The sequence below is a fragment of the Bradyrhizobium murdochi genome (assembly GCF_000472965.1).
Taxonomy (GTDB): domain Bacteria; phylum Pseudomonadota; class Alphaproteobacteria; order Rhizobiales; family Xanthobacteraceae; genus Bradyrhizobium; species Bradyrhizobium murdochi.
In genome coordinates, this window is the sequence record NZ_AXAU01000001.1 from 989,127 (window position 1) to 1,012,687 (window position 23,561).

Annotated in this window: 21 protein-coding genes; 17 read left to right on the plus strand and 4 right to left on the minus strand. The window is 62.9% G+C overall.

The features are described 5' to 3' along the window. Nucleotides 1-56: 56 nt before the first annotated feature. Entirely contained in the window at nt 57-659 is a 603-nt protein-coding gene (locus YUO_RS0105000) for a biotin transporter BioY (RefSeq protein ID WP_051379223.1), read from the minus strand. A gap of 67 nt (nt 660-726) precedes the next feature. Then, nucleotides 727-1,914 (minus strand): pyridoxal phosphate-dependent aminotransferase, encoded by a 1,188-nt coding sequence (locus YUO_RS0105005; protein ID WP_028346298.1) that lies wholly within the window; start codon nt 1,912-1,914, stop codon nt 727-729. Between the two features lie 227 nt (nt 1,915-2,141). Here YUO_RS0105005 and YUO_RS0105010 point away from each other — a divergent pair, with 227 nt between their 5' ends. The 9 genes from YUO_RS0105010 to YUO_RS0105050 all read left to right on the plus strand — a co-directional run bounded on the left by YUO_RS0105010 (nt 2,142) and on the right by YUO_RS0105050 (nt 11,417). Beyond that, a complete protein-coding gene (locus YUO_RS0105010) occupies nt 2,142-3,545 on the plus strand; it encodes a M48 family metalloprotease (protein WP_028346299.1) in 1,404 nt (467 codons plus the stop codon). Nucleotides 3,546-3,715: 170 nt separating this feature from the next. After that, nucleotides 3,716-4,483 carry a DsbA family protein gene (locus tag YUO_RS0105015; protein ID WP_028346300.1) on the plus strand — a complete coding sequence of 256 codons (768 nt, stop codon included), beginning with the start codon at nt 3,716-3,718 and terminating at the stop codon, nt 4,481-4,483. A gap of 184 nt (nt 4,484-4,667) precedes the next feature. Beyond that, entirely contained in the window at nt 4,668-5,480 is an 813-nt protein-coding gene (locus YUO_RS0105020; protein ID WP_028346301.1) for a DUF1236 domain-containing protein, read from the plus strand. Nucleotides 5,481-5,734: 254 nt separating this feature from the next. Further along, nucleotides 5,735-6,214, plus strand: coding sequence for a type II 3-dehydroquinate dehydratase (aroQ, locus tag YUO_RS0105025; protein ID WP_028346302.1), 480 nt, complete (start codon nt 5,735-5,737; stop codon nt 6,212-6,214). Between the two features lie 86 nt (nt 6,215-6,300). Continuing rightward, a complete protein-coding gene (gene accB / locus YUO_RS0105030) occupies nt 6,301-6,798 on the plus strand; it encodes an acetyl-CoA carboxylase biotin carboxyl carrier protein (protein WP_028346303.1) in 498 nt (165 codons plus the stop codon). Between the two features lie 82 nt (nt 6,799-6,880). After that, nucleotides 6,881-8,233 carry an acetyl-CoA carboxylase biotin carboxylase subunit gene (accC, locus tag YUO_RS0105035; RefSeq protein WP_028346304.1) on the plus strand — a complete coding sequence of 451 codons (1,353 nt, stop codon included), beginning with the start codon at nt 6,881-6,883 and terminating at the stop codon, nt 8,231-8,233. Nucleotides 8,234-8,359: 126 nt separating this feature from the next. Next, on the plus strand, nt 8,360-9,892 hold the full coding sequence (locus YUO_RS0105040) for a sensor histidine kinase (RefSeq protein WP_028346305.1): 1,533 nt from the start codon (nt 8,360-8,362) through the stop codon (nt 9,890-9,892). Continuing rightward, the gene (locus YUO_RS0105045) at nt 9,889-10,329 is read left to right on the plus strand and encodes a response regulator (RefSeq protein ID WP_028346306.1); all 441 of its coding nucleotides are present in this window, start codon (nt 9,889-9,891) and stop codon (nt 10,327-10,329) included. Before YUO_RS0105040 ends, YUO_RS0105045 begins: the two co-directional genes overlap by 4 nt. Beyond that, a complete protein-coding gene (locus YUO_RS0105050; RefSeq protein ID WP_028346307.1) occupies nt 10,326-11,417 on the plus strand; it encodes a sensor histidine kinase in 1,092 nt (363 codons plus the stop codon). The genes YUO_RS0105045 and YUO_RS0105050 overlap by 4 nt, the downstream gene beginning before the upstream one ends. A 156-nt stretch (nt 11,418-11,573) precedes the next feature. Here the strand turns inward: YUO_RS0105050 and YUO_RS0105055 are convergent, their stop codons facing one another. Next, nucleotides 11,574-12,362, minus strand: coding sequence for an IclR family transcriptional regulator (locus YUO_RS0105055; RefSeq protein ID WP_028346308.1), 789 nt, complete (start codon nt 12,360-12,362; stop codon nt 11,574-11,576). Nucleotides 12,363-12,533: 171 nt separating this feature from the next. Between YUO_RS0105055 and YUO_RS0105060 the strand changes: the two genes are divergently transcribed. Genes YUO_RS0105060 through YUO_RS0105085 form a run of 6 tightly spaced genes read left to right on the plus strand, consistent with a single transcriptional unit; the run spans nt 12,534 to nt 17,156 of the window. Beyond that, a complete protein-coding gene (locus YUO_RS0105060; protein ID WP_028346309.1) occupies nt 12,534-13,511 on the plus strand; it encodes a Bug family tripartite tricarboxylate transporter substrate binding protein in 978 nt (325 codons plus the stop codon). An 11-nt stretch (nt 13,512-13,522) separates the two neighbouring features. Beyond that, nucleotides 13,523-14,140, plus strand: a complete 618-nt coding sequence (locus tag YUO_RS0105065; protein WP_028346310.1) for a flavin reductase — start codon at nt 13,523-13,525, stop codon at nt 14,138-14,140. Between the two features lie 46 nt (nt 14,141-14,186). Then, a complete protein-coding gene (locus YUO_RS0105070) occupies nt 14,187-15,041 on the plus strand; it encodes a fumarylacetoacetate hydrolase family protein (protein WP_028346311.1) in 855 nt (284 codons plus the stop codon). 3 nt (nt 15,042-15,044) lie between these two features. Continuing rightward, entirely contained in the window at nt 15,045-15,848 is an 804-nt protein-coding gene (gene hpaH, locus YUO_RS0105075) for a 2-oxo-hept-4-ene-1,7-dioate hydratase (protein ID WP_028346312.1), read from the plus strand. Between the two features lie 29 nt (nt 15,849-15,877). Further along, on the plus strand, nt 15,878-16,258 hold the full coding sequence (locus tag YUO_RS0105080) for a RidA family protein (RefSeq protein ID WP_028346313.1): 381 nt from the start codon (nt 15,878-15,880) through the stop codon (nt 16,256-16,258). 22 nt (nt 16,259-16,280) lie between these two features. Next, nucleotides 16,281-17,156, plus strand: a complete 876-nt coding sequence (locus YUO_RS0105085; protein WP_028346314.1) for an amidohydrolase family protein — start codon at nt 16,281-16,283, stop codon at nt 17,154-17,156. Between the two features lie 61 nt (nt 17,157-17,217). Here the strand turns inward: YUO_RS0105085 and YUO_RS0105090 are convergent, their stop codons facing one another. Next, on the minus strand, nt 17,218-20,544 hold the full coding sequence (locus YUO_RS0105090; protein WP_028346315.1) for an AAA family ATPase: 3,327 nt from the start codon (nt 20,542-20,544) through the stop codon (nt 17,218-17,220). A 666-nt stretch (nt 20,545-21,210) separates the two neighbouring features. Between YUO_RS0105090 and YUO_RS39770 the strand changes: the two genes are divergently transcribed. Both YUO_RS39770 and YUO_RS0105100 read left to right on the plus strand, forming a co-directional pair. Continuing rightward, a complete protein-coding gene (locus tag YUO_RS39770; protein WP_051379225.1) occupies nt 21,211-22,044 on the plus strand; it encodes an MBL fold metallo-hydrolase in 834 nt (277 codons plus the stop codon). Nucleotides 22,045-22,095: 51 nt separating this feature from the next. Next, nucleotides 22,096-23,481 carry an FAD-binding oxidoreductase gene (locus tag YUO_RS0105100; protein ID WP_051379226.1) on the plus strand — a complete coding sequence of 462 codons (1,386 nt, stop codon included), beginning with the start codon at nt 22,096-22,098 and terminating at the stop codon, nt 23,479-23,481. Nucleotides 23,482-23,561: the final 80 nt, after the last annotated feature.

Here is a 23,561-nt window from a genome sequence, read left to right on the forward strand (position 1 = left end):
CAAAAAGAAAACCGCCCGGCGAAAACCGGGCGGTTTTTGTTGTCTGACGCGATGGCTTAACCGCGCGGATCAAAAATCCGCCGGATCGCCGGCACGAGAGCAGCGCCGAGCGCGTTCTTGATCAGCGATGCTGCGATGAATGGCACAATGCCGACCAGCCACGCCTTTTCGACGCCGAGCTTCATGCCGAATGCAAGCCAACCAAATCCGGTGGCAAGAATGAGAATGTGCCCGAACGCCATCGCCACGAATAGCCGGAGCACCGATCGATCCCAGCCGCGCTCGCTCAACCATCCCGTCACGAAGGCCGCTGCAACGAAGCCAAAGAGATATCCGGCCGTCGGACCGACGAACGGCGCGAGGCCGCCGACCGGGCCTGCGAACACCGGAAATCCGATCGCCCCCTCGGCCAGATAGGCTACGAGGGTAGCGCTGCCGAGCCGCCAGCCATAGGCTGCACCGATCACCAAGACGACAAGCGTCTGCAGCGTCATCGGCACGTAGGGCAACGGCAAATTGACCTTCGCCGACAAGGTCAGCAGCGCCGTTCCCAGCGCAACCAGGATCACGCTGCGCAACAGGCCCGATGATCCATCGGCGCGATGCGGCCATAGCAGCGCGGCGAGCGGGAAATGCGATGGCGCGACGGTTTCAGTCATGGTTCTGGACACGGATAGCTCCCGGTTGGTTATAGGTGCGGATGAGATGTATGACAGGCTGGAGGTATTATCGCAGCCAACGCGCGATGCGCATCACCGCTTCGCGCATCTCGTCGGCCGAGCGCGCATATGAGAAGCGAATGAAGCTGCGGCCGTGGATCGGATCGAAATCGACGCCCGGCGTCGCCGCCACATGCGCCTTCTCCAACATGCGGCCGGCAAACTCGAAACTGTCGGAGGTGAAATCCGAAACATCGGCGTAGAGGTAGAACGCGCCATCGGCCGGCAGGAACTTGGCGAGACCGGCCTTCGGCAATCCCTCGATCAGGATGCGACGGTTCTCCTGGTAGCCGCGCTTGATCGCCTCCATCTCTTCGCGGCCTTCGAATGCCGCTTCGGCCGCGATCTGCGACAGCGTCGGCACCGAGATCGACAGGTTCTGCTGCAACCGCTCGATCGGCCGCACCAGAGACTCCGGCACCACCATCCAGCCGACCCGCCAGCCGGTCATGCAGAAATATTTCGAGAACGAATTGATCACGAGCGCATGCGGCGAAAGCTCCGCCGCCGTCACCGCCGGAAACGCATAGTCGAGCCCGTGATAGATCTCGTCGGAAATGAAGCGGATGCCCGCGCCTTCTGCCGCGTTGATCAGGCCGGTGAGCGCTTCGCGCGACATCATCGTTCCCGTCGGATTGGCGGGGCTGCCGACCAGCACGCCCTTCAGCGGCGACTTGCGGTGCGCTGCCAGCAACGCCTCTCCCGTCAGCGCATGGCGTGTTGCGCTCGAGGTCTCGATCAGTACCGGCTCGCAACCGAGCGCGGTCAGAATATGCCGGTAGGGTGGATAACCCGGCACCGTGACCGCCACGCGATCCCCCGGCTCGAACATCGACAGGAACGCCAGAATGAATCCACCGGATGAGCCGGTCGTGATCACGATGCGGTCGGTATCGACCGTGCAGCCGTAAATGTCGCGGTAGTGCCTGGCAATCCGGGCACGCAGCGTGGGCATGCCGAGTGCGGAGGTGTAGTCGATCCGCGCCTCATCGAGCGCCGCGTGCGCGGCCGCGATCGCGGTTCTGGGTGCGGGCGCCGCCGGCTGCCCCACTTCCATGTGAATGACGTGGCCGCCGGCCGCCTCGATGCGGGCTGCGGCCGCCATCACGTCCATCACCATGAAGGGCGGGACGTCGCTCCGCGCCGAGGGGGTCAGCAGCGCTGTCGCGCGGTCTCTAAGTGTCGATTCCAGCATCGATCTCTGCTATTGCACGGGCGCCATCCGAATTCGGGTTCCCGAGCCGGTAAGCGCCCCAGACTGGCCGTATTCGATGGCTTGTTATAGCGTTTTCAAGCGAAGTGATACCGGCTCGGTGAAGAAACGCGTTGAAACAACAAACTGGGACCCGTTTCTGATCTAATCGGAAACCGAACCGGCGTCCGGGCAAATCCGGATGCACCGCCAATCGCCAAAGACTGTTCATGCTGCTCCGCATCGCCCTACGCAAGAAATCACTGAAATTGACCACGTTGACGACTGCGGTCGCCCTTGCCGTCGCGCCGATGGCCGCATCGGCGCAGGAGAACAGGGGCCCACCGGTGCTGCGCGACACCGAGACGGAACAATTGCTGCGCGAATATACGCGCCCGATCCTGCGCGCCGCCGGTCTGGAAAAACAAAATATCCAGATGGTGATCATCAACCAGGGCGTCTTTAACGCCTTCGTTGCGGACGGCCGACGCATCTTCGTGAACTACGGCGCGATCATGCAGTCGGAGACGCCGAACCAGATCATCGGCGTGATGGCGCACGAAACCGGCCATCTTTCCGGCGGCCATCTCGCCAAGATGCGCGAGCAGATGGCGCAGGCCCAGACGCAGATGATCATCGCCATGCTGCTTGGCGCCGGCGCCATGGTCGCGGGCGCGCAAGGCGGCAGCAACAGCGGATTGGCCAACGCCGGCGCGGCGATGTTTTCCGCGCCGGGAGAAATTATCCGCCGCAACCTGCTCTCCTATGTACGTCAGCAGGAGGAGAACGCCGACAAGGCCGGCGTCAAGTTTCTGACCGCCACAGGCCAGTCCGCCAAGGGCATGCACGAGACCTTCAAACGCTTCACCGACGAGAGCCTGTTCGCCGCGCGCGGCTCAGACCCTTACGTTCAGTCGCATCCGATGCCGGCCCAGCGCGTCGCCGCGCTGGAAGAGCTGGCACGGTCGAGTCCTTATTGGGACAAAAAGGACGACCCTGCCCTGCAGCTACGCCACGACATGGTGCGCGCCAAGATCTCGGCCTTCATGGAGCGGCAGGATACCGTGTACCGGCGCTATCCGTTGTCCAACAACAGCCTGCCTGCGCGCTACGCCCATGCGATCGCGACCTATCGGCACGGCGACCTGCGCAGCGCGCTCGCGCAGATCGACGCCCTGATTCACCAGCAGCCCAACAATCCGTATTTCCACGAGGTGCGCGGCCAGGCGCTGCTGGAGGGCGGCAAGCCGCAGGAGGCGATCGCGCCGCTGCGCAAGGCCGTAGCGCTCTCCAACCACGCGCCGCTCATCGAGATGATGCTTGGGCAGGCCCTCGTGGCAACCGGCAACAACGCCCACACCGACGAGGCGATTGCCATCCTGCGCGCGGCGGTAGCGCGCGAGAGCGAGGCGCCGATCGGCTATATGCAGCTTGCGATCGCCTATGGCCGAAAAGGAGATTACGCCCAGGCCGATCTGGCGTCGGCCCAGGCCGCCTACCTGCGCGGCGACAGCAAGACCGCGCGCGATCTCGCCTCACGGGCAAAAACACGCTTCGCGATCGGAACGCCGGGATGGGTCAAGGCTGACGACATCGTGAACACCAAGCCGTTGCCCGGCCAGAAGGGCAACTAGAATTAAGCTGCATTCGGCTATAATCGGACTTGGTCGCCAAAGACTTGATCATCAAGGACTTGGTATCAAGGACTTCACTATCAAGGATTTGGCCAACCCGAACCAAGATATTCTCGAGAAGCCGGCCTTCAGCAGAATTGCCCGGGAACTCGCCGCATAAGGATTTACCGATGCCCTCGTTCCGTCTTCTCATCCCCGCACTGTTCGCATTGGCGCTCTGCGGCGCGCCGCTGTCCGCCTCCGCGCAGAGTTTTACCGATACCCAGCGCGGCGACATCGAGGCCATCATCCGCAATTACCTGATCGCGCATCCCGAGGTGCTCGAAGAGGCAATGACCGAACTCAGCAAGCGTCAGGCCGCGGCCGAAGTCGCCAAGCACGAAGCCGGCGTCGCCAAGCATGCGGACGCGATCTTCAACTCGCCGCGCAACGTTACTGTTGGCAACAAGGACGGCGACGTCACCTTCGTGGAGTTCTTCGATTACAATTGCGGCTATTGCAAGCGCGCGATGCTGGACATGATGGAGTTGATGAAGAGCGATCCGAAGCTCAAGGTCGTGCTCAAGGAGTTTCCGGTGCTGAGCGCGGGCTCGGTCGAGGCCGCTCAGGTCGGCGTCGCCGTGCGCATGCAGGATCCGACCGGCAAGAAATATCTCGACTTCCATCAGAAGCTTCTCACAGGCCGCGGCGCCGCCGACAAGGCACGCGCGATGGCTGTTGCCAAGGAAGTCGGCCTCGACATGGCGAAGCTGGAGAAGGATCTGAACAGCCCGGAGGTGCGCAGCACGCTAGAGGAAAACTTCAAGCTCGCCGAGGCCATGGGCATGAACGGCACGCCGAGCTACGTGATCGGCAAGCAGGTCGTGATCGGCGCGGTCGGCGTCGAGGCCCTACGCGAAAAGATCAGCAACGCCCGCTGCGGCAAGGCGACCTGCTGAGGCGACGCTTCGTGCATGGTGTGAAAGGCCGGCTCGACAGCCGGCTTTTTTGTTGCCGATTATGCGGCGCAGCGGTTCATCACGCGTTCACAAAACAAAGTCGGCGGAACCGCCAAGTATCAGGAACATCAGCTAATTCCTTTCGTTGTCGGCGCGGGCAATGAGACACGCGAGGAGACATTCGATGAGTAATCGCTTTCTGATGACGGTCGCGGCAGCGGCCCTGATCGCCGGAACCGGCTTTGCGAACGCTCAAGGCACCGGCATGGGACGCGGCGAGGCAGGAGGGGCCGGTTCTGCGGCGCAGCAGGGCGCGCCTTCTTCTGAGCGGGGCGGTGCATCTTCTGAGCGGGGCGGTGCCATGCAGCGCGAACCCGGCGGCACCACCGGCCAAGGGCAGTCCGAGCAGAAGTCGATGGGCGGTGAAAAGGCCCAGCGCAGCGAAGACCGCATGAAGGGCGACAAAGGCATGAAGGCCGAGGGCAAAGAGGACCGCGGCACCATGAAGGGCGACAAGGGCCAGACGACCGGCCAAGGGATGCAGCGTGAGCAGGGCACGACCCAGCGTGACCGTGACCAGACCACGACCCAGGGCCGTGAGGGCCGTGACCAAATGCAGCGTGACCAGAAAATGCAGCGTGACCAGAAGGTCCAAGGCCAGCAGGACCGCGACCGCACGCAGACCCAGACGCAGGGCGGAGCCGCGGGCGAAACGACCACGACAGGCCAGGCCGGCGCGGGCGCCAAGCTCTCGACCGAGCAGCGCACGCAGATCACCACCGCGATCAAGGAGACACGCGTTCAGCCGGTGACGAACGTGAACTTCTCGATTTCGGTCGGCACCCGCGTACCCCGCGACGTGACCTTCCACACGCTGCCAGAGCGCGTGGTGACGATCTATCCGGAATGGCGCAGGTATAAGTACATCCTCGTCAAGGAGCAGATCGTGATCATCGATCCGAACACCTACGAGATCGTGGCAATTCTGGAAGCCTAACAGCGCCTTTCGCAAGGACCAGGGCGGGCAGCAATGCCCGCCCTTTTCGCCTATCAAGGGCATGACCAAGCCGCGCCAGACCCGGCAATCGATTCACTCCATTGGCTAATGAATAAATTCAGCGGGTTATATCCGCCTTTTTATGAACAGGGTAAGGCCCTTGAAAGGCTCCCAGGACGGCCTAAAGGCTTCCCCTTGGCCGCGTTGTTACCTATAACGCCGCGACCTGCCTGCCCCTTTTTGCTGGAATCCGGATGGCCCAAGGAAGCGCCCAAGCCTCTGCCGCGACGATTTATGTGCTCAACGGCCCGAACCTCAACATGTTGGGGACGCGCGAGCCGGAAACCTATGGCCATGCGACGCTCAAGGACGTCGAAAGGCTTTGCGTCGAAACGGCAGCACAATTCGGCCTGAAGGCCGATTGCCGCCAGTCCAACCGCGAGGGCGAGCTGATCGACTTCATCCATGAGGCGCATGCGAAGAAGGCGGCCGGCATCATCATCAATGCCGGCGGTTATTCGCACACCTCGATCGCGTTGCACGATGCGCTGGTCGCGGTCAAAATCCCGACGGTGGAAGTGCACATCAGCAACATCCACGCCCGCGAGAGCTTCCGTCACCACTCCTTCACGGCCATGGCTGCCTTTGCGTCGCTCTGTGGCTTCGGCGTCGACGGCTACCGGCTCGCAATATCAGGCCTGGCCGCCAAACTCGGCGCCAAGGCCAAAGACTGACTTCAAAAACTGACCTCAAACATCTGACGTCGAACGACACCTGACGCTTAAGCCGTCACCCACATCGAGAATTCCGGATCAAGAGCATGGCCCGCCAGCCCGACAACAAATCAGCGGACAAATCAGCCGAAAATCTAAAGAGCGACGATAGCGCGCTCATTCGCGAACTCGCGCTATTGCTGGACGAGACCAGCCTGACCGAGATCGAGATCGAGCGCGCCGGGCTGCGGGTGCGCGTCGCGCGCAACATCAGCGTGTCGGCGGCGATGCCGGCGAGCTTCCAGCCGGCGCCGGCTGCGGCGGCAGCCATCGCTGCGGGAAGCGCAGCGGCTGTGGACCTGGCCAAGCATCCGGGCGTGGTCCCCTCGCCGATGGTCGGCACCGCCTATTGGGCGCCTGAGCCCGGCGCCAAGCCGTTCATCGAGGTCGGCACCAAGGTTTCGGCCGGCCAGACTCTGCTGATCATCGAAGCGATGAAGACGATGAACCAGATCCCGTCGCCGCGCGCCGGCACGGTGACGCAAATTCTCGTCGAGGACGGCCAGCCGGTCGAATTCGGCGAACCGCTCGTGATCATTGAATAGAGGCGCATGGCGAGTAGCGAATGGTGAAGAGAGTGTTTCCCTATTCGCTATTCGCCATTCGCTACTCGCGGCTTGGAAAAACATGTTCGACAAGATCCTCATAGCCAATCGCGGCGAAATTGCCCTGCGCGTGCTGCGCGCGTGCAAGGAGCTCGGCATCTCCACCGTTGCCGTGCATTCCACCGCCGACGCCGACGCGATGCACGTGCGGCTCGCCGACGAGAGCGTCTGCATCGGGCCGCCGCCTTCCAAGGATTCCTATCTCAACGTCCCGGCGCTGCTCGCGGCCTGCGAGATAACGGGCGCGGATGCCGTGCATCCCGGCTACGGCTTTCTTTCCGAGAACGCCCGCTTCGCCGAAATCCTCGCCGAGCACAATCTGCATTTCATCGGCCCGAAGGCCGAACACATCCGCCTGATGGGCGACAAGATCGAGGCCAAGAAGACCGCCAAGCGGCTCGGCATTCCGGTGGTGCCGGGCTCCGACGGCGCGGTCTCTTCCGATGACGATGCAATGGCGATCGGCAAGGCGATCGGCTTTCCGGTGCTGGTGAAGGCGGCGGCCGGCGGCGGCGGACGCGGCATGAAGGTGGCGCGCACCGCCGACGACCTGATGCTGGCGCTGTCCACCGCCTCCAACGAGGCGAAATCCGCTTTCGGCGACGCCTCGGTCTATCTCGAAAAATACCTGCAGAAACCGCGCCACATCGAGATCCAAATTCTCGGTGACGGCCGCGGCGGTGCGATCCATCTCGGCGAGCGCGATTGCTCGCTGCAGCGCCGTCACCAGAAGGTCTGGGAAGAAGGCCCCTCGCCGGTTCTCGCAGCCGCCGCCCGCGCCAAGATCGGCCAGACCTGCGCCAAGGCGATGCGGGACATGAAATATCTCGGCGTCGGCACCATCGAATTTCTCTATGAGGATGGCGAGTTCTATTTCATCGAGATGAACACCCGCATCCAGGTCGAGCATCCCGTCACCGAGAGCATCACCGACATCGACCTCGTGCTGGAGCAGATCCGCATCGCCGCCGGCGGCGACCTGCCCGCAAAGCAGGAAGAGATTGCTATCATCGGGCACGCCATCGAATGTCGCGTCAATGCGGAAAACCCGCAGACCTTCCGCCCCTCGCCCGGCAAGATCACGCAATTCCATCCGCCCGGGGGGCTCGGCGTGCGGATCGATTCCGCGGTCTATCAGGGCTACGTCATTCCGCCCTATTATGACTCGCTCGTCGGCAAGCTGATCGTGCACGGCAAGACTCGCGCCGAATGCCTGATGCGGCTGCGCCGGGCGCTCGACGAGATGGTGGTCGACGGCATCGAAACCACGCTGCCGTTGTTCCGGGCACTGGTCCGGGAGGCCGATATCATCAACGGCGACTACCACATTCACTGGCTCGAGCAGTACCTCGCCGGCCAACCCGCGGACGGCTAGACCTCTGGCGCGAAAATCGCCTGAAATTTTCGACGGCCGATGGAACCGATGGGTTCCATCGCACGTTGGGATGTTCAGGGGGCTGCCGGGGGCGCGTATTCCGCTTGTCCATGACGCGAGATCACCGTGATCGCTGATGTCCAGCGCAAGCGCGCCATGGGCCACATCCTGCTGTTTGCGGCGGGGCTACTGGTGTTGACCGCCATCAGCGCGGGTTCGGTCCATCTGGTGAACGAGGCGCGTGAGGACGCGCGCGCGGTCCAGCGCACCCTTGAGGTCGAGAACCAGATATCGCTCGTCCAACTGCAACTGCGGCGTGCCGAAAGCGCACAGCGCGGCTATCTCGCGACATTGCGCCCCGATTTTCGGACCGACTTCGAGCAAGCCATGTCCGAACTGGCGCCGGCGCTGACGCGGTTGGGCCGGCTTGTCAGCGACAATCCGGTTCAACGGGCGCTCATCAACGAAATCATGCCGCTCTACGACCAGCGGGTCGAGGAATTCCGCACGACGATGGAGCTGGCCCGGGCGCAGCGCCTGAATGATGCCTCCAAGATCGTGCGCGAGGGCATCGGGCGGGACACCATGAAACATATTGACGATCTCGCCGTGCGGATGCGAACCGAGGAGGACCGTCTGTTCGTCGAGCGCACGACCAACGCCGATCGCAGCCAGACCCTGGCGGCCTCGATCACCGGCATCGGCTCGGGTTTCGTGGTCGTGTTGGCCGGCATTGCGATCTTCCTGGTCCGCCGTTCGTCGCGCGCACGCGACCAGGCCGATGCCAGGCTGCGCGACAGCCACCTCAACCTCGAGGCCACCATCGACGAGCGCACGGCGGATCTGCGTGAAGCCAATGACGAGATCCAGCGCTTCGCCTACATCGTCAGCCACGATCTGCGCTCGCCGTTGGTGAACATCATGGGCTTCACGAGCGAGCTGGAAGAATTGCGCGGCGACATCTTCAAGCGGATCGCAGCGCTTTCCCGCGTGCAATCCGAAGCGCCGCCCGCCCCGGAAAATGCCACCGATACCGCCGAGCCCGTACTCGAAGGTCCCGACCAGAAGCTCTCGGAGGATTTCTCCGAAGCGCTCAGCTTCATCAAATCGTCGATCGGCAAGATGGATCGGCTGATATCGGCGATCCTCAATCTCACCCGCGAGGGGCGGCGCGAGTTCGAGCCGGTCTGGATCGACACCAAAGAGCTGATCGAGGGCATTGTGGCGACCGTGGCGCACCAGGCCACGGAAGCCCAGGCCGAGATCCGGGTCGACTCATTGCCGAATATCGTCAGCGATCGCCTTGCGCTGGAGCAGATATTCTCCAATCTGATCGACAATGCGCTCAAATATCTCAAGACCGGCGTGCCCGGCGAAATCACGGTTCGCGGTCGCACCAAGCTCGGCTTTGCGGTATTCGAGATATCAGACAATGGCCGCGGCATCGATCCCAAGGACCATCAGCGTATTTTCGATTTGTTCCGCCGCGCGGGAACCCAGGACAAGCCGGGACAAGGCATCGGACTTGCCCATGTCCGCGCATTGGTCCGCCGCTTGGGGGGAACCATGTCGGTCGCATCGGAACTTCACCAGGGCAGCACGTTCACGATCACACTGCCTATTAATTGGCCAGCAGGTAACCGGAACATACGGATATGAGTAATCCAGTCACCATCATCATGATCGAGGACGACGAGGGCCATGCTCGCCTGATCGAACGGAACATACGCCGATCCGGCGTAAACAATGAGATAGTAGCGTTCACCAGCGGTACAGCAGCGCTGAACTACTTGTTCGGCAAGGACGGGACGGGCCTCGACCACAAGGGCGGCGCGCTCCTGATCCTGCTCGATCTCAACTTGCCCGATACGTCCGGTATCGACATTCTGAAGCGAGTGAAGGAAAACCAGTATCTCAAGACCACGCCGGTCGTGGTACTGACCACGACCGACGACTCCTACGAGATCAAGCGCTGCTACGAACTCGGTTGCAACGTCTACATCACCAAGCCCGTGAACTACGAAAGCTTCGCCAACGCCATTCGCCAACTCGGTCTGTTCTTCTCCGTCATTCAGGTCCCCCCGGCCGCCATATGAAACCCGCGACGCCGACGCTGCTCTATATCGACGACGACGCCGGCCTCGCCCGGCTGGTTGACCGCGGCCTGACGCGGGCAGGCTTCAACGTCGTGCACGCGGCGGGCGGCGAAGAAGGGCTGGCGCGGCTGGCGCAAGGCGGTATCGACGTGATTGCGCTCGACCAGTACATGCCGGGTCTCGACGGCCTCGAAACGCTCGAGCGCATCATGGCGATACCGGACGCTCCGCCGGTGGTGTTTGTCACGGCCGCGCAGGATTCGGCGATAGCTGTCACGGCGCTGAAGGCCGGCGCCGCCGACTATCTCGTCAAGGATACGCGGGGCGATTTCATTCCGCTGCTTCAGGTCGCGATCTCCGGCGCGCTCAGGCAGGCCGAGCTTCAACGGGCTCGCGACGAGGCCGAAGCCGAGGTTCACGCCTCGCGCGACCGCTATGCGGCGCTCGCCGCCGAACGTGAAGTGCTGCTGCGCGAAGTCAACCACCGCGTCGGCAACTCCCTGCAGATCATCGCCTCGCTGCTGCACTTGCAGGCCAATTCGGCGACCCAGGACGACGTCAAGGCGGCACTGACCAATGCGATGGGCCGCGTCGCGGCGGTCGCCCAGGTCCACCGCCGTCTCTACACCTCGCACGATCTCAAGAGCGTGTTGTTGAACCAGTATCTCGAAGCTCTGCTGGAAGATCTCCGCCGTTCGGCCGAGGGCAACAGGATGTCGCGGCTGACGCTCAAGGCCGAGCCGATCGAGATCGACCCGGATCGCGCGGTGGCGATCGGCATCATCGTCAACGAACTGGTGATGAACGCCGTCAAATACGCCTATCCCGACGGCGCCGGTCCCATTCACGTCGAGCTCAAGCCCGAGGGCGAAGACCTCGTGGTCTCGATCGCGGACGACGGCGTCGGCCTCAACGCCAAGTCGGACCCACGCTCCACCGGCATGGGACAACGCATCGTGAGCGCCATGGCCGCCAAACTGGATGCCAGTGCCGAGCGCGATCCCAACCACCACGGCACCAGGATCGTACTGCGTTTCCGCCGCGTCGCGGCCGCGGCGCCGAAATCGACCAACGCCGCGGCGAGTTAGGGATTACTGCGTCATAAGCCCCTCATGGTGAGGAGCGCGGAACGCGCGTCTCGAACCATGAGGCCCCATCTGTGGCCTACATCCTTCGAGACGCCCGCTTCTCGCGGGCTCCTCAGGATGAGGGGTTTGAGCAGCTATGACGCAGTAGAACTAAAGCTAGTCCCTCGCCGTCGCCGCTTCGATCGCGCGCGCAGCCGAAACAAGAACGTCCGCCACCTCGATCGCGCGGCGTGGGCCCAATCTGTTGCGCATGGCGGAGAGCGTAATCGCGGCGGCGGGCTGGCCGTCAGGAGTCCGGATCCAGGCCGAAAGCGACTTCGTTCCCTGCACGAGGCCGACATCACGCAGATTGTAGCCTCGGCGCCGCGCGAGCTGGATCTGTCCGAGCACGGTGGCCGTATCGGTCCGGTAAGCGCCAAACCGCGTTTCGTTGGCGAGCACGATCTTGCGCGCCTCGGCTGACGGCATGGCGGCCAGGATCGCCACGCCAGCACTGCTGACACCCAGTGGACGCCGGACACCGACCTCGATCGACAACACCTGGATCGGATAGCTACCGATGCGGCGCGCCACACACAGCGTATCGAGGCCGGTGCGCACCGTGAGAAACAAGGTATCGCCGAGTTGCGCCGACGCTGCCGCCAGATGCGGCTCGGCTGCAACCATCAGGGGCGAACGCGATGGACGCGCCAGCGCCAGTTCGGGCACCTGGCGGCCGACGACATAGTTTCCCGTCCGCTCGCTGCGTTCGACAATCCCCTCCTCGATCAGCACATGCACGATGCGATGCACCGTCGGGCGAGCGAGCGAGGTCGCCTGCACGACTTCAGCCAGCGGTACGCCTCGTTCCCCACCAACCGCGAGCGTCCGCAGCACCGCCAGCGCGCGGCGGACCGCCTGCCCACCCTGCCGCGGCCCTCGTGTCTTTAACCGACCATTCGTCATACGCGCTGTCCGCTGTCCACAATGTGGACAAAAACACCACAATTTGGTCGACAGCGGAAGGGCTGCGCGCAAGATCGCTGACGCGGAACAATACACGCGCATGCCGCTCGGGACGGGGCTCGCGCAAAACAAGAATGTAGCGGCAGATGTGCCGCTTTTCGGGAGAATGCGATGAAATTTTTCGCGATCGCAGGCGTCGCTCTGTCGACACTAATCACGGCAGCGTTGAACACACCGGCAGATGCCCAGCAATGGCCGGCGCGTCAGGTCAAGCTGATCGTTCCTTACCCGGCAGGCGGCAATGTCGATAGCGCTGCGCGCGTCATCGCCGACAGGCTGCAGGCGAAGCTGGGCCAGCCGTTCATCGTGGAAAACAAGGCTGGCGCCGGCGGACTGATCGCCGGCGAGGCGTTCGCGAAAATGCCGCCCGACGGCTATGCCTTGTTCGTCGGCGCCAATGGTCCCGTGCTGTTCGCACCCGAGATCGCCAAGCGCGAGGCCTACAACTGGAAGCGGGACTTCGTTCCCATCACTTCGATCACGATGACGCCGCTGGTGCTCGAAGTGCATCCGTCGGTGCAGGCCAAGGACCTGAAGGAATTCATCGAGCTCGCGCGCCGCGATCCGGGCAAGCTGACGATGGCCTCGCCCGGCCAAGGCACCACCAACCATCTGCTCAGCGAGCTCATGCAGTCGACGTTGGGCCTGCAATGGCTGACGGTGCATTACCGCGGCAATGCGCCTGCTCTCAACGACCTGATCGGCGGGCAGGTGCAGTTTGCCCTGGACCAGATCTCGGTCGGATTGCCTTCGATCAAGAGCGGCATGCTGCGTGCGCTCGCCGTCACCGGCAGCCGCCGCGCCTCCTGGCTGCCGGACGTCCCGACCTTCACCGAACTCGGCCACAAGGAATTTGACGGCCAGACTTTTACCGGCCTGTTCGCGCCCGCACGCACGCCACCCGAGATCGTGACTAAGCTCCACGATACCCTCGCGGAGATTCTGAAAGATCCCGCGGTCGTCGAGAAGTTCAACGCGCTCGGCGCCGAGGCCGTGTCGATGACGCCGGCAGCGTTCACGAGCTACCTCGAACGCGAGGACGCCAAATGGATTCCCGTCGTCCGCAAGGCAAACATCAAGGCCGATTGAAGCGCATCCCGATGCGGATCGATCCTGCATATCTCGACGCTGAAACGGCCTATCGGCTGATCACCGGCGTCGTGGTGCCCCGCCCGATCGCCTGGGTGACCAGCCTGTCGGGCGGCGGGGTGCTCAACCTCGCCCCATTCTCTGCCTTTACGTTCGTCTCCCCGAAGCCACCGATGCTGGCCATCAGCGTCGGCTGCAAGGGTGGAATCTACAAGGATACCGCGCAGAACATCCTCAACAACGAGGAGTATGTCGTTCACATCGCGGACTCCAGCCTGATGACGGCAGTGCACGAGAGCTCCACCGAACATCCGCCCGACGTCAGCGAGGTCGAGGAGTTGCGGCTTTCGACGCTACCGGGAGAGCGCATCAAGGTGCCTCGTCTCGCGGCCGCACCGATTGCGATGGAATGCCGCTTCCGGCAGTGCCTCGAATTCGGCGAGACCCGCAGCCGGCTCATCGTCGGCGAAGTGCTGGTCTTCCACATCAGGGATGGCCTTTTGAACAACGGCAAGATCGAAACCGAGGCGCTCGACCCGATCGCCCGCATCGCCGGTCCCCGTTACGCCAAGCTCGGCGAGATCGTCACCTTAAAACCTGTATTCCAGACGTCGAAAACTGAATCCTGAAGCGTGCCGCGCCATCACGCGCCGCGCTGATCCGGAGACCGATCGCATGCATCTTCTAAGCTATCTTGCAAACGGCAAGCCGCGCTTCGGCGCGAGCATCCCGGGCGGGGTCGTCGACCTGACCGAACGGACGAAGTTCGCCGACCTGCGGGCGCTGATCGCCGGAGGCGGGCTGGATATCGCGCGCCAGGCGATTGCCGGGCAGAAGCCGGATCATGCGCTCGATGAGCTCGTGCTGCTGCCGCCGATTCCGGCTCCGGAAAAGCTCTGGTGCATCGGCGTCAACTACAGGGATCGCAACGCCGAGTACAAGGACAACTCGGACCTGCCGAAATATCCGAGCCTGTTCGTCCGCAACCCCTCCTCCGTCGTTGGCTCCGGCCAGCCGATCGAGAAGCCGAAGGTCTCCGAACAGCTCGACTATGAAGGCGAGCTTGTGATCGTGATCGGCAAGGAAGGCCGGCACATTGCACGCGAGCGCGCATGGGAGCACATCTTCGGCATGACGCTGTGCAACGAGGGCAGCGTTCGCGACTGGCTGCACCACGGCAAGTTCAACGTCACTCAGGGCAAGAACTTTGACCGCTCGGGCAGCATCGGGCCGTGGATCGTCACGACAGACGAATGCGATCCGCGCGGCCCGCACGACATCATCACCCGTGTCAACGGCGAAGTGCGCCAGAGCGACTCCACCGAGCGGCTGATGTTCCCGTTCGATTACCTGATCGCCTACCTCTCCACCTTTGCCACCTTGAAGCCCGGCGACATGATCGCGACCGGTACCCCGACCGGGGCCGGCGCCCGATTCACGCCGCCGCGCTGGCTCAAGGTCGGGGACGTCGTCGAGGTGGAGTCCGGAAAGATCGGCATCCTTCGCAACACCGTGGCGGCGGAGCAATAGAAGATGCTCGATCAACAAATTATCGAACGGCTGGCGCAGCGCCTCGATGACGCCGAACGCAGCAAGTCGCTGATCCCGGCGTTCACGCGCGAATATCCTGATCTCACGATCGAGGATGCCTACGCCATTCAGCGCGCCTGGACCAGGTTGCAGCTCTCCCGCGGCCGCATTGTCAGGGGCCACAAGATCGGCCTGACATCAAAAGCGATGCAGAACGCCGTCGGCATTTCCGAGCCGGATTACGGCGTGCTGTTTGCGGATATGTTCTACCCCGATGCGTCGCCGATCCCGTTCGACCGTTTCAGTGCTCCCCGCATCGAGGTCGAACTGGCCTTCGTGCTGAAGACGCCGCTGAAGGGCCCGGATTGCACACTGTTCGACGTGCTCAACGCCACTGATTACGTCACGCCGGCGCTCGAAATCCTGGAAACCCGGATGCATCGCGTCGATCCCGAGACGAAGGCGCCGCGCAAGGTGATGGATACGATCTCCGACAATGCCGCGAATGCAGCGCTGGTCGTCGGCGGCCGGCCCATTCGGCCGCTCGAGGCCGACCTGCGCTGGATCGGCGCGCTGTTGTTTCGCAACGGCCAGATCGAGGAGACCGGTATCGCTGCCGGCGTGCTCAACCACCCCGCCAACGGCGTGGCCTGGCTCGCCGACCGGCTGGCTGCGCAGGGCGAGCATCTCGAGGCCGGCGAAGTGGTGCTGGCGGGATCGTTTACGCGCCCAGTCGATATCATCAAGGGCGACACGTTTCATGCCGATTACGGCAGGTTCGGATCGGTGTCCTGCCAGTTCATCTGAACAAGAAGCATCCCGGATGGAGAGCAGCGATGAGGCGCAAGAGCATTCACATCGGCGAATTCAAGCACGCCAATCCCATTCCGAACGCCTGCCGCATCGGCAATCTCCTGATGTCCGGCGTCATTCTCGGCCGTGATCCCGCGACCGGCGCAATGCCTGAGCGCATCGAGGACCAGTGCGCCAACATGTTCGCGCACATGAAGACAATCGTCGAAGCCGGCGGCGGTACGACCGATGACATCATCAAGATGACGGTATGGCTGCAGGATCGAAAGCAGCGCGCGCCGGTCAACACCGAATGGCTGAAGATGTTTCCCGACGAGCATTCCCGCCCTGCCCGCCATGCGCTGCAGATGGACATGGAGAATGGCGCGCTCGTGCAATGCGATTTCACCGCCGTGATCGACTGACCCCGATCAGAAGGAACCCGAGATGCCGACCTATCTTCCGTTCGATCCGAACCCGCGCCGCCCCTCGAAACTGCCGCCACCGAAGAGCGTCGACAGCCAGTTTCACGTGCTGGGGCCGCTGGAAAAATATCCGGTGCGCCCGGGCGCCGCCTACCAGATGCCGACTGCGACCTGGGAGGCCGCGCTTCGCGTCCACAAGGCGCTCGGCATCGAGCGCGGCATCATCGTGCAGACCACTACCTATGGCGCCGATCATTCGGTGGTGCTCGATGGCCTCGCCGCGATGGGACCGAACTATCGCGGCTGTGCCAACGCGCTGGTGTTTGCCGAAGCCGATGACGCCCATCTCGCCAAGCTGCACGATGCCGGTGTCCGCGGCGCCCGCTTTAGCTTCCGGCAGGAACTCGGCGCCGTGCTCTCGGACAAGGATTTTGCCCGCGCCATCGCGAAGATTCGCGAACTCGGCTGGTACGCAAAAATCCAGCCGGAGAAAGACGGCATCGTCTCCAGCGTCGCGAAGTACGAAAACCTCGACGTCCCCGTGCTGATCGATCACATGGCGCGGCCGGACCCGACGCGCGGCAAGGACGACCCGAACTTGCAGAAGATGCTGGCGCTTCTGTCCAAGGGCAATTTCTGGGTGATGCTGTCGCTCGGCGAAAAGACCTCGAAGAAGGGCCCGCCCTGGGACGACGTCATTCCGATCGCGCGCGCCTATATCGAGGCGGCGCCCGACCGTTGCGTCTGGGCCAGCGACTGGCCGCACCCGGTTTCGGTGGTGCAGCCGCCCAACGATGCCGATCTGCTCGAACTTCTCTACCGCTACGTAGCCGACGAAGCGGAGCTGAAGAGGATCCTGGTCACCAACCCGGCCAAACTATTCGGCTACGAGGATTAGACTCGATCCGTACTACCAGACAGCTTGCCACACGACCTTCGCGTGCTTTTTCCAGACGCTGTCAAATGCCATCGAGCAAGGCTCTGGCCTCACGGTGATCGACGGTTTCGAAACCCTCGGTGAACGAGCCATAGATATCGGCGAGTTCATCATAGGCTTGCGCTTTTCGATCACTCGCCGCCAGAAGCCGCGCGAGCCTTGTACTGGCCCGCAGGAGAAGCGTGCGGGCATTTTGGACTTGTGCGCTCTCGATGGCGCGCCGGAGACATCGTTCCGCCTCCGCTTGGTTGTGGGTTGTCAGCGCGAGATCCCCCTCGAGCAGGTGCAGACTGGCGTCGGCCCAGTGCTCCTCGTTGCGATCGGCGGCAGCGCGGGCCTCGGCGAGAGTGACGATCGCGTCCTCAAGCCGTTGCGCTCGGCGGTAAAGGTCAGCAAGGATTCCCAAATAATGCGGTAATCGCAGCTCAGCCCCGGTGGCCCGCAGATCCCGCACACCGACGCGAACGCGTTCGATACCATCCTCGATGTCGCCGTCCTCGGCGACGGCCCAGCCGTTCATGATCGCGGCCCAGGCGTCATAATAGCTGAATCCGTGTTCGGTACAGATTGAGCGGGCCGCGTCGGCACGGGCGCGGACTTCCGTCGGCTCGCGGCGGAACTGGTGAAGCATCGCCGCGTAGGCGAGTGCCACCGCCAAGCTAAACGGGTGGACGAGCCGATGGGCCAGATCGATCGCATCCTGCATCGACCGAAGCGCGGTGTCCGCGAACCCAAGATGCCAGTCGACGTGAGCCCTATAGGCACGGCCGAAGACGTGAATGTTGACACCGCGCGACAAGGCATTGGCGGGATCGCCAGCCTGCACGATCTTTGCACTGCTGATCTCCAAGTGCTCGCGCGCCGATCGATGCTCGCCCTGGTGGAATAGATTGAACGCCAAGGCATTGTGCGCGTCGGCCTGCATCACGAGATCGTCGCCTTGCTCGGCCAGGTCGACGAGCTCGGAGCACAGCTCACTCGTGCGCTGGATGTGACCGCGTACGTGATTCACATAGCACAGTCCGCGCAACGCTCTGGCGAGATGGCGACGGTGTCCATACCGTCGCGCCAGGTGCTCCGCTCTGACGTGCGCCGTTTCGACCTCGGGAGCGGCAAAGCCCTTGGTTGCGGTCAGCGGGGGACCCAGTGCAATCTGCACCTCGAGCTCGCGGCACAACTGCCCATCGGTGGGCGGGCGGTTCCCGAGCATCTCAAGGGCCGTGGTCAGATGACTTATCGCCTCCCTGTTTGCCGATCGGCCAACCGCTAGCTGTCCGGCCCGTAGCCAAAAGTCGATCGCCCGATCGGCATGCCCGGCTGCTGTGAGATGGTGCGCAAGAAGTTCGGGCTGACGCGCGACAAGGTCGGCGAACCGCGCCTCGAGGATGGCAGCAATCCGGCCGTGGAGCTCGCTTCGTCGACTCTTAAGCAGCGACGCGTAGGCGACGTCTTGGACCAGCGCATGCTTGAACGTATAGACCGCCTCGGGCGGTGTGCCGCGCTGAAAGACGAGCTCTGACTTCACGAGCCGGGCGAGCGCCTGGTCGAGATCAGCCGGTTCTCGTCCGGCGACCGCATCGAGAAGCTCGTAGGTGAACTCGCGGCCGATGGCGGCGCCGACCTGAACCAGATCCTTGGCCGAAGCCAGGTGATCGAGCCGGGCCATCAGCGAGTCCTGCAGACTCGCCGGAATAGCAAGCGCGCCACGCGACGTGACCGGCGCGAGACCCTCGGGCGTATTGCGCAGCATGCCCGATTCCAACACGGTCTTGGTGAGTTCTTCGATGAAGAGCGGAACGCCCTCGGTCTTCGCGGCAATTTCGTCCACCACTCTCGGAGAAAGGCGGCGTCCGCCTGACGTTTGCTCGACAAGAGCTGCCGCTGCCCGGCGCGCAAGGCGATTAAGCGTTAAGGCCGTTACGTGCGGGAAGGACGGCCAGCGCTGCGTCAGCTCCGGCCGGAACGTGATGATTGCGAGCATCGGCAGGCGCTGGACCCGCTCTAGGATCAACTCGAGAAGCTCGAGCGATGTTGGATCGAACCAGTGCGCGTCCTCAAGCACTGAGAGAACCGGCCGTCGCTGGGCCAGGCCTTCGAGCTGTGCGAGAAGCACCTCCAGTGTCTTGCGCTTCTGGGTCTGCGGCATGAGGTCGAGCGGCGGGTATCGACCGTCCGTTGGAATGCCGAGGAGAGCCGCGATGAGCGGCACGGCTTCGGTGAGATCGTCGGTCCCTTGCGCAAGCAAAGACACGAGCTTTGAGAGCCTCATCGGAGGCGTGTCGTCGCGCTCGAACGCCGCCGCTCGCTCAAGCTGGTCGATGAATGGCCAGAGCACGGTATTGGCGTGGTAGGGCGAGGCACGATGAGAGATCCGGATATGAGGCTCGTCGGCGATCCGCTCTCGGAGTGCCTCGATAAGTCGCGACTTGCCAATCCCGGCCTCCCCGGCGAGGAGCATCGCCTGACCCTCGCCGCTCTTGGCGAGATGCCAGCGCTCGAGGAGAAGTCCCAGTTCATGCTCCCGCCCAACGAGCGGGGTCAGGCCCGCTGTGTGGAGTGCCTCAAAGCGGCTCTCCGCTGCGCCCCTGCGGACGATCCGCCAAGCGTTGATCGGTTTTCCGAAGCCCCGCAGTTCGCATGGTCCGAGGTCTTCGAGCTCGAACAGCCCGCCGAGCAGGCGCCGTGTTTGCTCAGCGACGACGACTTCGCCGGTCCCGGCTACGGCCTGCAGGCGGGCGGCGAGGTTCGGGGTGTCACCGACGACCGCTTCCTCCTGCGCCGCACCAGTACCGAGAAGATCACCTACGACGACGAGCCCTGTCGCGATCCCAATCCGCGCGGCAAGCGGGTGGCCGTCTGGCGACCGCAAACGGCCCACGGCCTCGACGGTCGCGAGACTGGCTGCCACCGCCCTCTCAGCCTCGTCCTCGTGCGCACGCGGCCAGCCGAAATAGGCCAACACGCCGTCACCCATGAACTTGGCAAGGTGTCCCTCGAAGCGTGCGATCTCGCCCGCGACTGCGTTCTGGTAGGCGGTCAGCGTCTCCCGCATGTCCTCGGGATCGAGCCGCGTGGAAAGAGATGTCGAGCCGACAAGGTCGACGATCATCACTGTGAGTTGGCGGCGCTCCGCGTGCGACGGCCGCCGGATTGAGGCGGTGGACGACGGCGCGGCCTCCAGGGCAGCGATCGCAGTTAGCAGCTTTTTTCTGTGTCCGAGCGGCAGACCAAGCTTCTCGAAGTCGGCGTCCGTGAGCGACGGCAGCACGTCAGCATCGATGGCCTGCTCGCGGAACAGCGCCGAATATTTGGAAAGGCCGAGATCTTCAAGCCACTGCGCGACGTCCATTCCGCGACGCTCCGCCAGCCAGTCCCGTTGCGAAGTTTAGCAGAGAATGGGACACTACGCGGGGATCGCTTGCCTGCGCTTGCTCGCCGTCGACCGGAGATCCCGCCGGCAACGGCCAGCCATCGACAGGCTACGCGAGGCAAAGACCAAATCTGCCGCGTGATCCTGACGCCAGCACGCCGCAATAGGATCCGAACATATGCCCTGCAGCATACTTCCGTGGTCCAGAAATCTCCGCCACTGGTTCGGGTCTGGACCGGCCTCCAAGATGGCGGTGCAATTTAGCAACCTTCCCGTTCAAAACTAACCGACGCATTGATGAAGAATTGATCGGAGCGAGTGTCGAAGCAGGTTTAGTGCGAGCACCATTGTGCTAAAGTAACGAGCACCATTGGGCTAAAGGAAAAAGCATAACTTCGAGTGGGACTGCTCTTGTGGGGCGGCCTGCATCGTTAGCGAAGTCTGCCGTCCCGCGGTCAACACCGTTCAAGGGAGGATGAGATGTCGCTTGATCGTCGTCATTTCCTTGCAGCTGCCGGGGGCGCTGTGGTTGGCCTCGTTGGTGAGTCATCGAGTGGAGGTGGTGCCCGAGCTCGCGCACCAGTCTCGAGAAGTCAGGCGCCAGGATTCTATCGGTTCAGTCTCGGGCAGTTCCAACTCACGGTCGTGAGCGACGGCACAATTGCCTTTCCAGCTGAGGCGCTCTGGCCAGAGGCGCCTAAAGCGGAACGTGATGCCGTCCTTGCGTCGGACTTCCAGCCCACGGACAAATCTACGCTCCAGGTGAATGTGTTGGTCGTGAATACGGGCGATCGCCTTGTACTCATCGACGCAGGCTCCCGCGGAAAGATGCAGCAGCAGCCGACCGCAGGCCGTTTACTTCAGAAACTTGCGGCCGCCGAGATCAAGCCGGAGGAGGTCGACACAATCCTGATCACACATGCCCATCCCGATCACCTGTGGGGGGTTGCTGACGCGAGTGACACCGAACGGACGTTTCCAAACGCCGAGTATGTGATCGGCGAAGCGGAATTGAACTTCTGGATGCAGCCCGACCACCCGTTGGCAAGTCATGCTGTTTGGGGCGACATTTACGGCCAGAACATGAAAACACTCGCGGCGATCAAGGATCGCATCCGGACTGTGAAGCCGGACGGCGAGGTGGTCCCGGGCATAACGGCGATAGCGACACCCGGGCACACGCCCGGCCACACCTCGGTCCAGATCGCGTCCGGTTCTAGCCAGCTTCTCTGTACGGCAGACGTTGTTGGGAACCGCGCTGTAGCGTTCCAGCACCCCGACTGGCGCGGCGGGTTCGACTTGGATCTCGATCAAGGCGCGAAGACGCGCCGAGCTTTTCTGGATCGATGCGCGAGCGAGAAGGTGATGGTCTCGAGCTACCACTTGCCGTTCCCCGGCGTCGGCCATGTCGTTCGCGCCGGAGCAGCGTTCAGTTGGCTTTCAAGCGATTGGACCTGGGACGGCGTAAGTCCCACTTAAGTTCCCACCTTGCCCAACTGGCCGATCATTGTGTGAAAAGAGGAGGAGATCATGCAAGCCATGGCCACTGAAGCCTTTATCGGCAACATGCGCGGCCCAGTCATCAGGCAAACGGATGCCGATTATGACGGTGTGCGGAGCCTCTACAACGGGATGATCGATAAGAGCCCCGTGATGATTGCGCGATGCACCGACGTCGCTGACGTTGTCACCGCCGTCAATTTTGCAAGGCAGAATGATCTTCGGGTCGCCATCCGTGGAGGCGGGCACAATGGGCCAGGCCTTGGTAGTGTCGACGACGGGCTGATGATCGACATGTCTATGATGAAGGGCGTGCGGGTCGATCCCACCGCCCGTACCGTGCGGGTCGGTCCTGGCTGCACACAGGGCGATGTCGACCACGCAACGCATATTTATGGGCTCGCCGTGCCGGCCGGCATTGTCTCGACCACGGGTATCGCCGGCCTCACGCTGGGCGGCGGCACCGGGTACCTCACCCGCAAGTATGGCCTCACCATCGACAGTCTGCTCGAGGCGGATGTCGTGCTCGCCGACGGTCGTATTGTCACGGCCAACAAATCGGAGAACGCCGATCTCTACTGGGGACTGCGCGGAGGCGGCGGCAATTTCGGTATTGTTACGAGCTTCCTGTTCCAGGCTCATCCGGTGAACATGGTCTATGCCGGTCCAATATTCTGGGATCTCAAAGATGCCCGGACGATCATGCAGACGTACCGGGATTTCCTGCCTGGCGCTCCTGAAGAGCTTGGGGCCTTTGTCGGGTTGAAGACCGTTCCGCCGGTAGACCCGTTCCCGGCGGAGCATCAGGGCAAGCGCGCCTGCGCGATCATCGCTTGCTACAATGGCCCGACAGAAGACGGTCAGGCCGTCATGACCAAGTTGATCGGAAGGCTGCCCCCGCCGCTCTTCAACTGGATGGGCGAAATGCCCTATCCGGCCCTCCAGTCCATGTTCGATCCGTTCTTCCCGAAAGGCCTGCAATGGTACTGGCGCGGCGATTTCGTGAAAGAACTGACTGACGAAGCGATTGACGCCCATATCGCCCAGGCACAGAAACTGCCGAGCCCGCTCTCGCTCATGCATCTTTATCCGATCGACGGCGCTGTCCGTCGCGTCGGCAAGACCGACACCGCCTGGAACACGCGCGACGCGACCTGGTCGATGGTCATCGCCGGCATCGATCCCAATCCGCAAAAGGCGGGCGAAATCACCCGCTGGACCAAGGGATATTGGGAGGCTGTGCATCCCTACTCGGCTGACGGTGGCTACGTCAACTTCATGATGGACGATGGAGATGACAACAGACTCAAGGCCACCTACGGTGACAATTACGATCGTCTCGTCGCCTTGAAAGCCAAATACGACCCGACGAATTTCTTCCGCGTGAACCAGAACATCAGACCGCTGCACTCGTAAGCGATCACGTCCGCGCGGCTCGAGTATGCCCAAAGGATCGGAGCGTTCTTTTGTTTCATGGAACGAAGGAACGCTCAGGC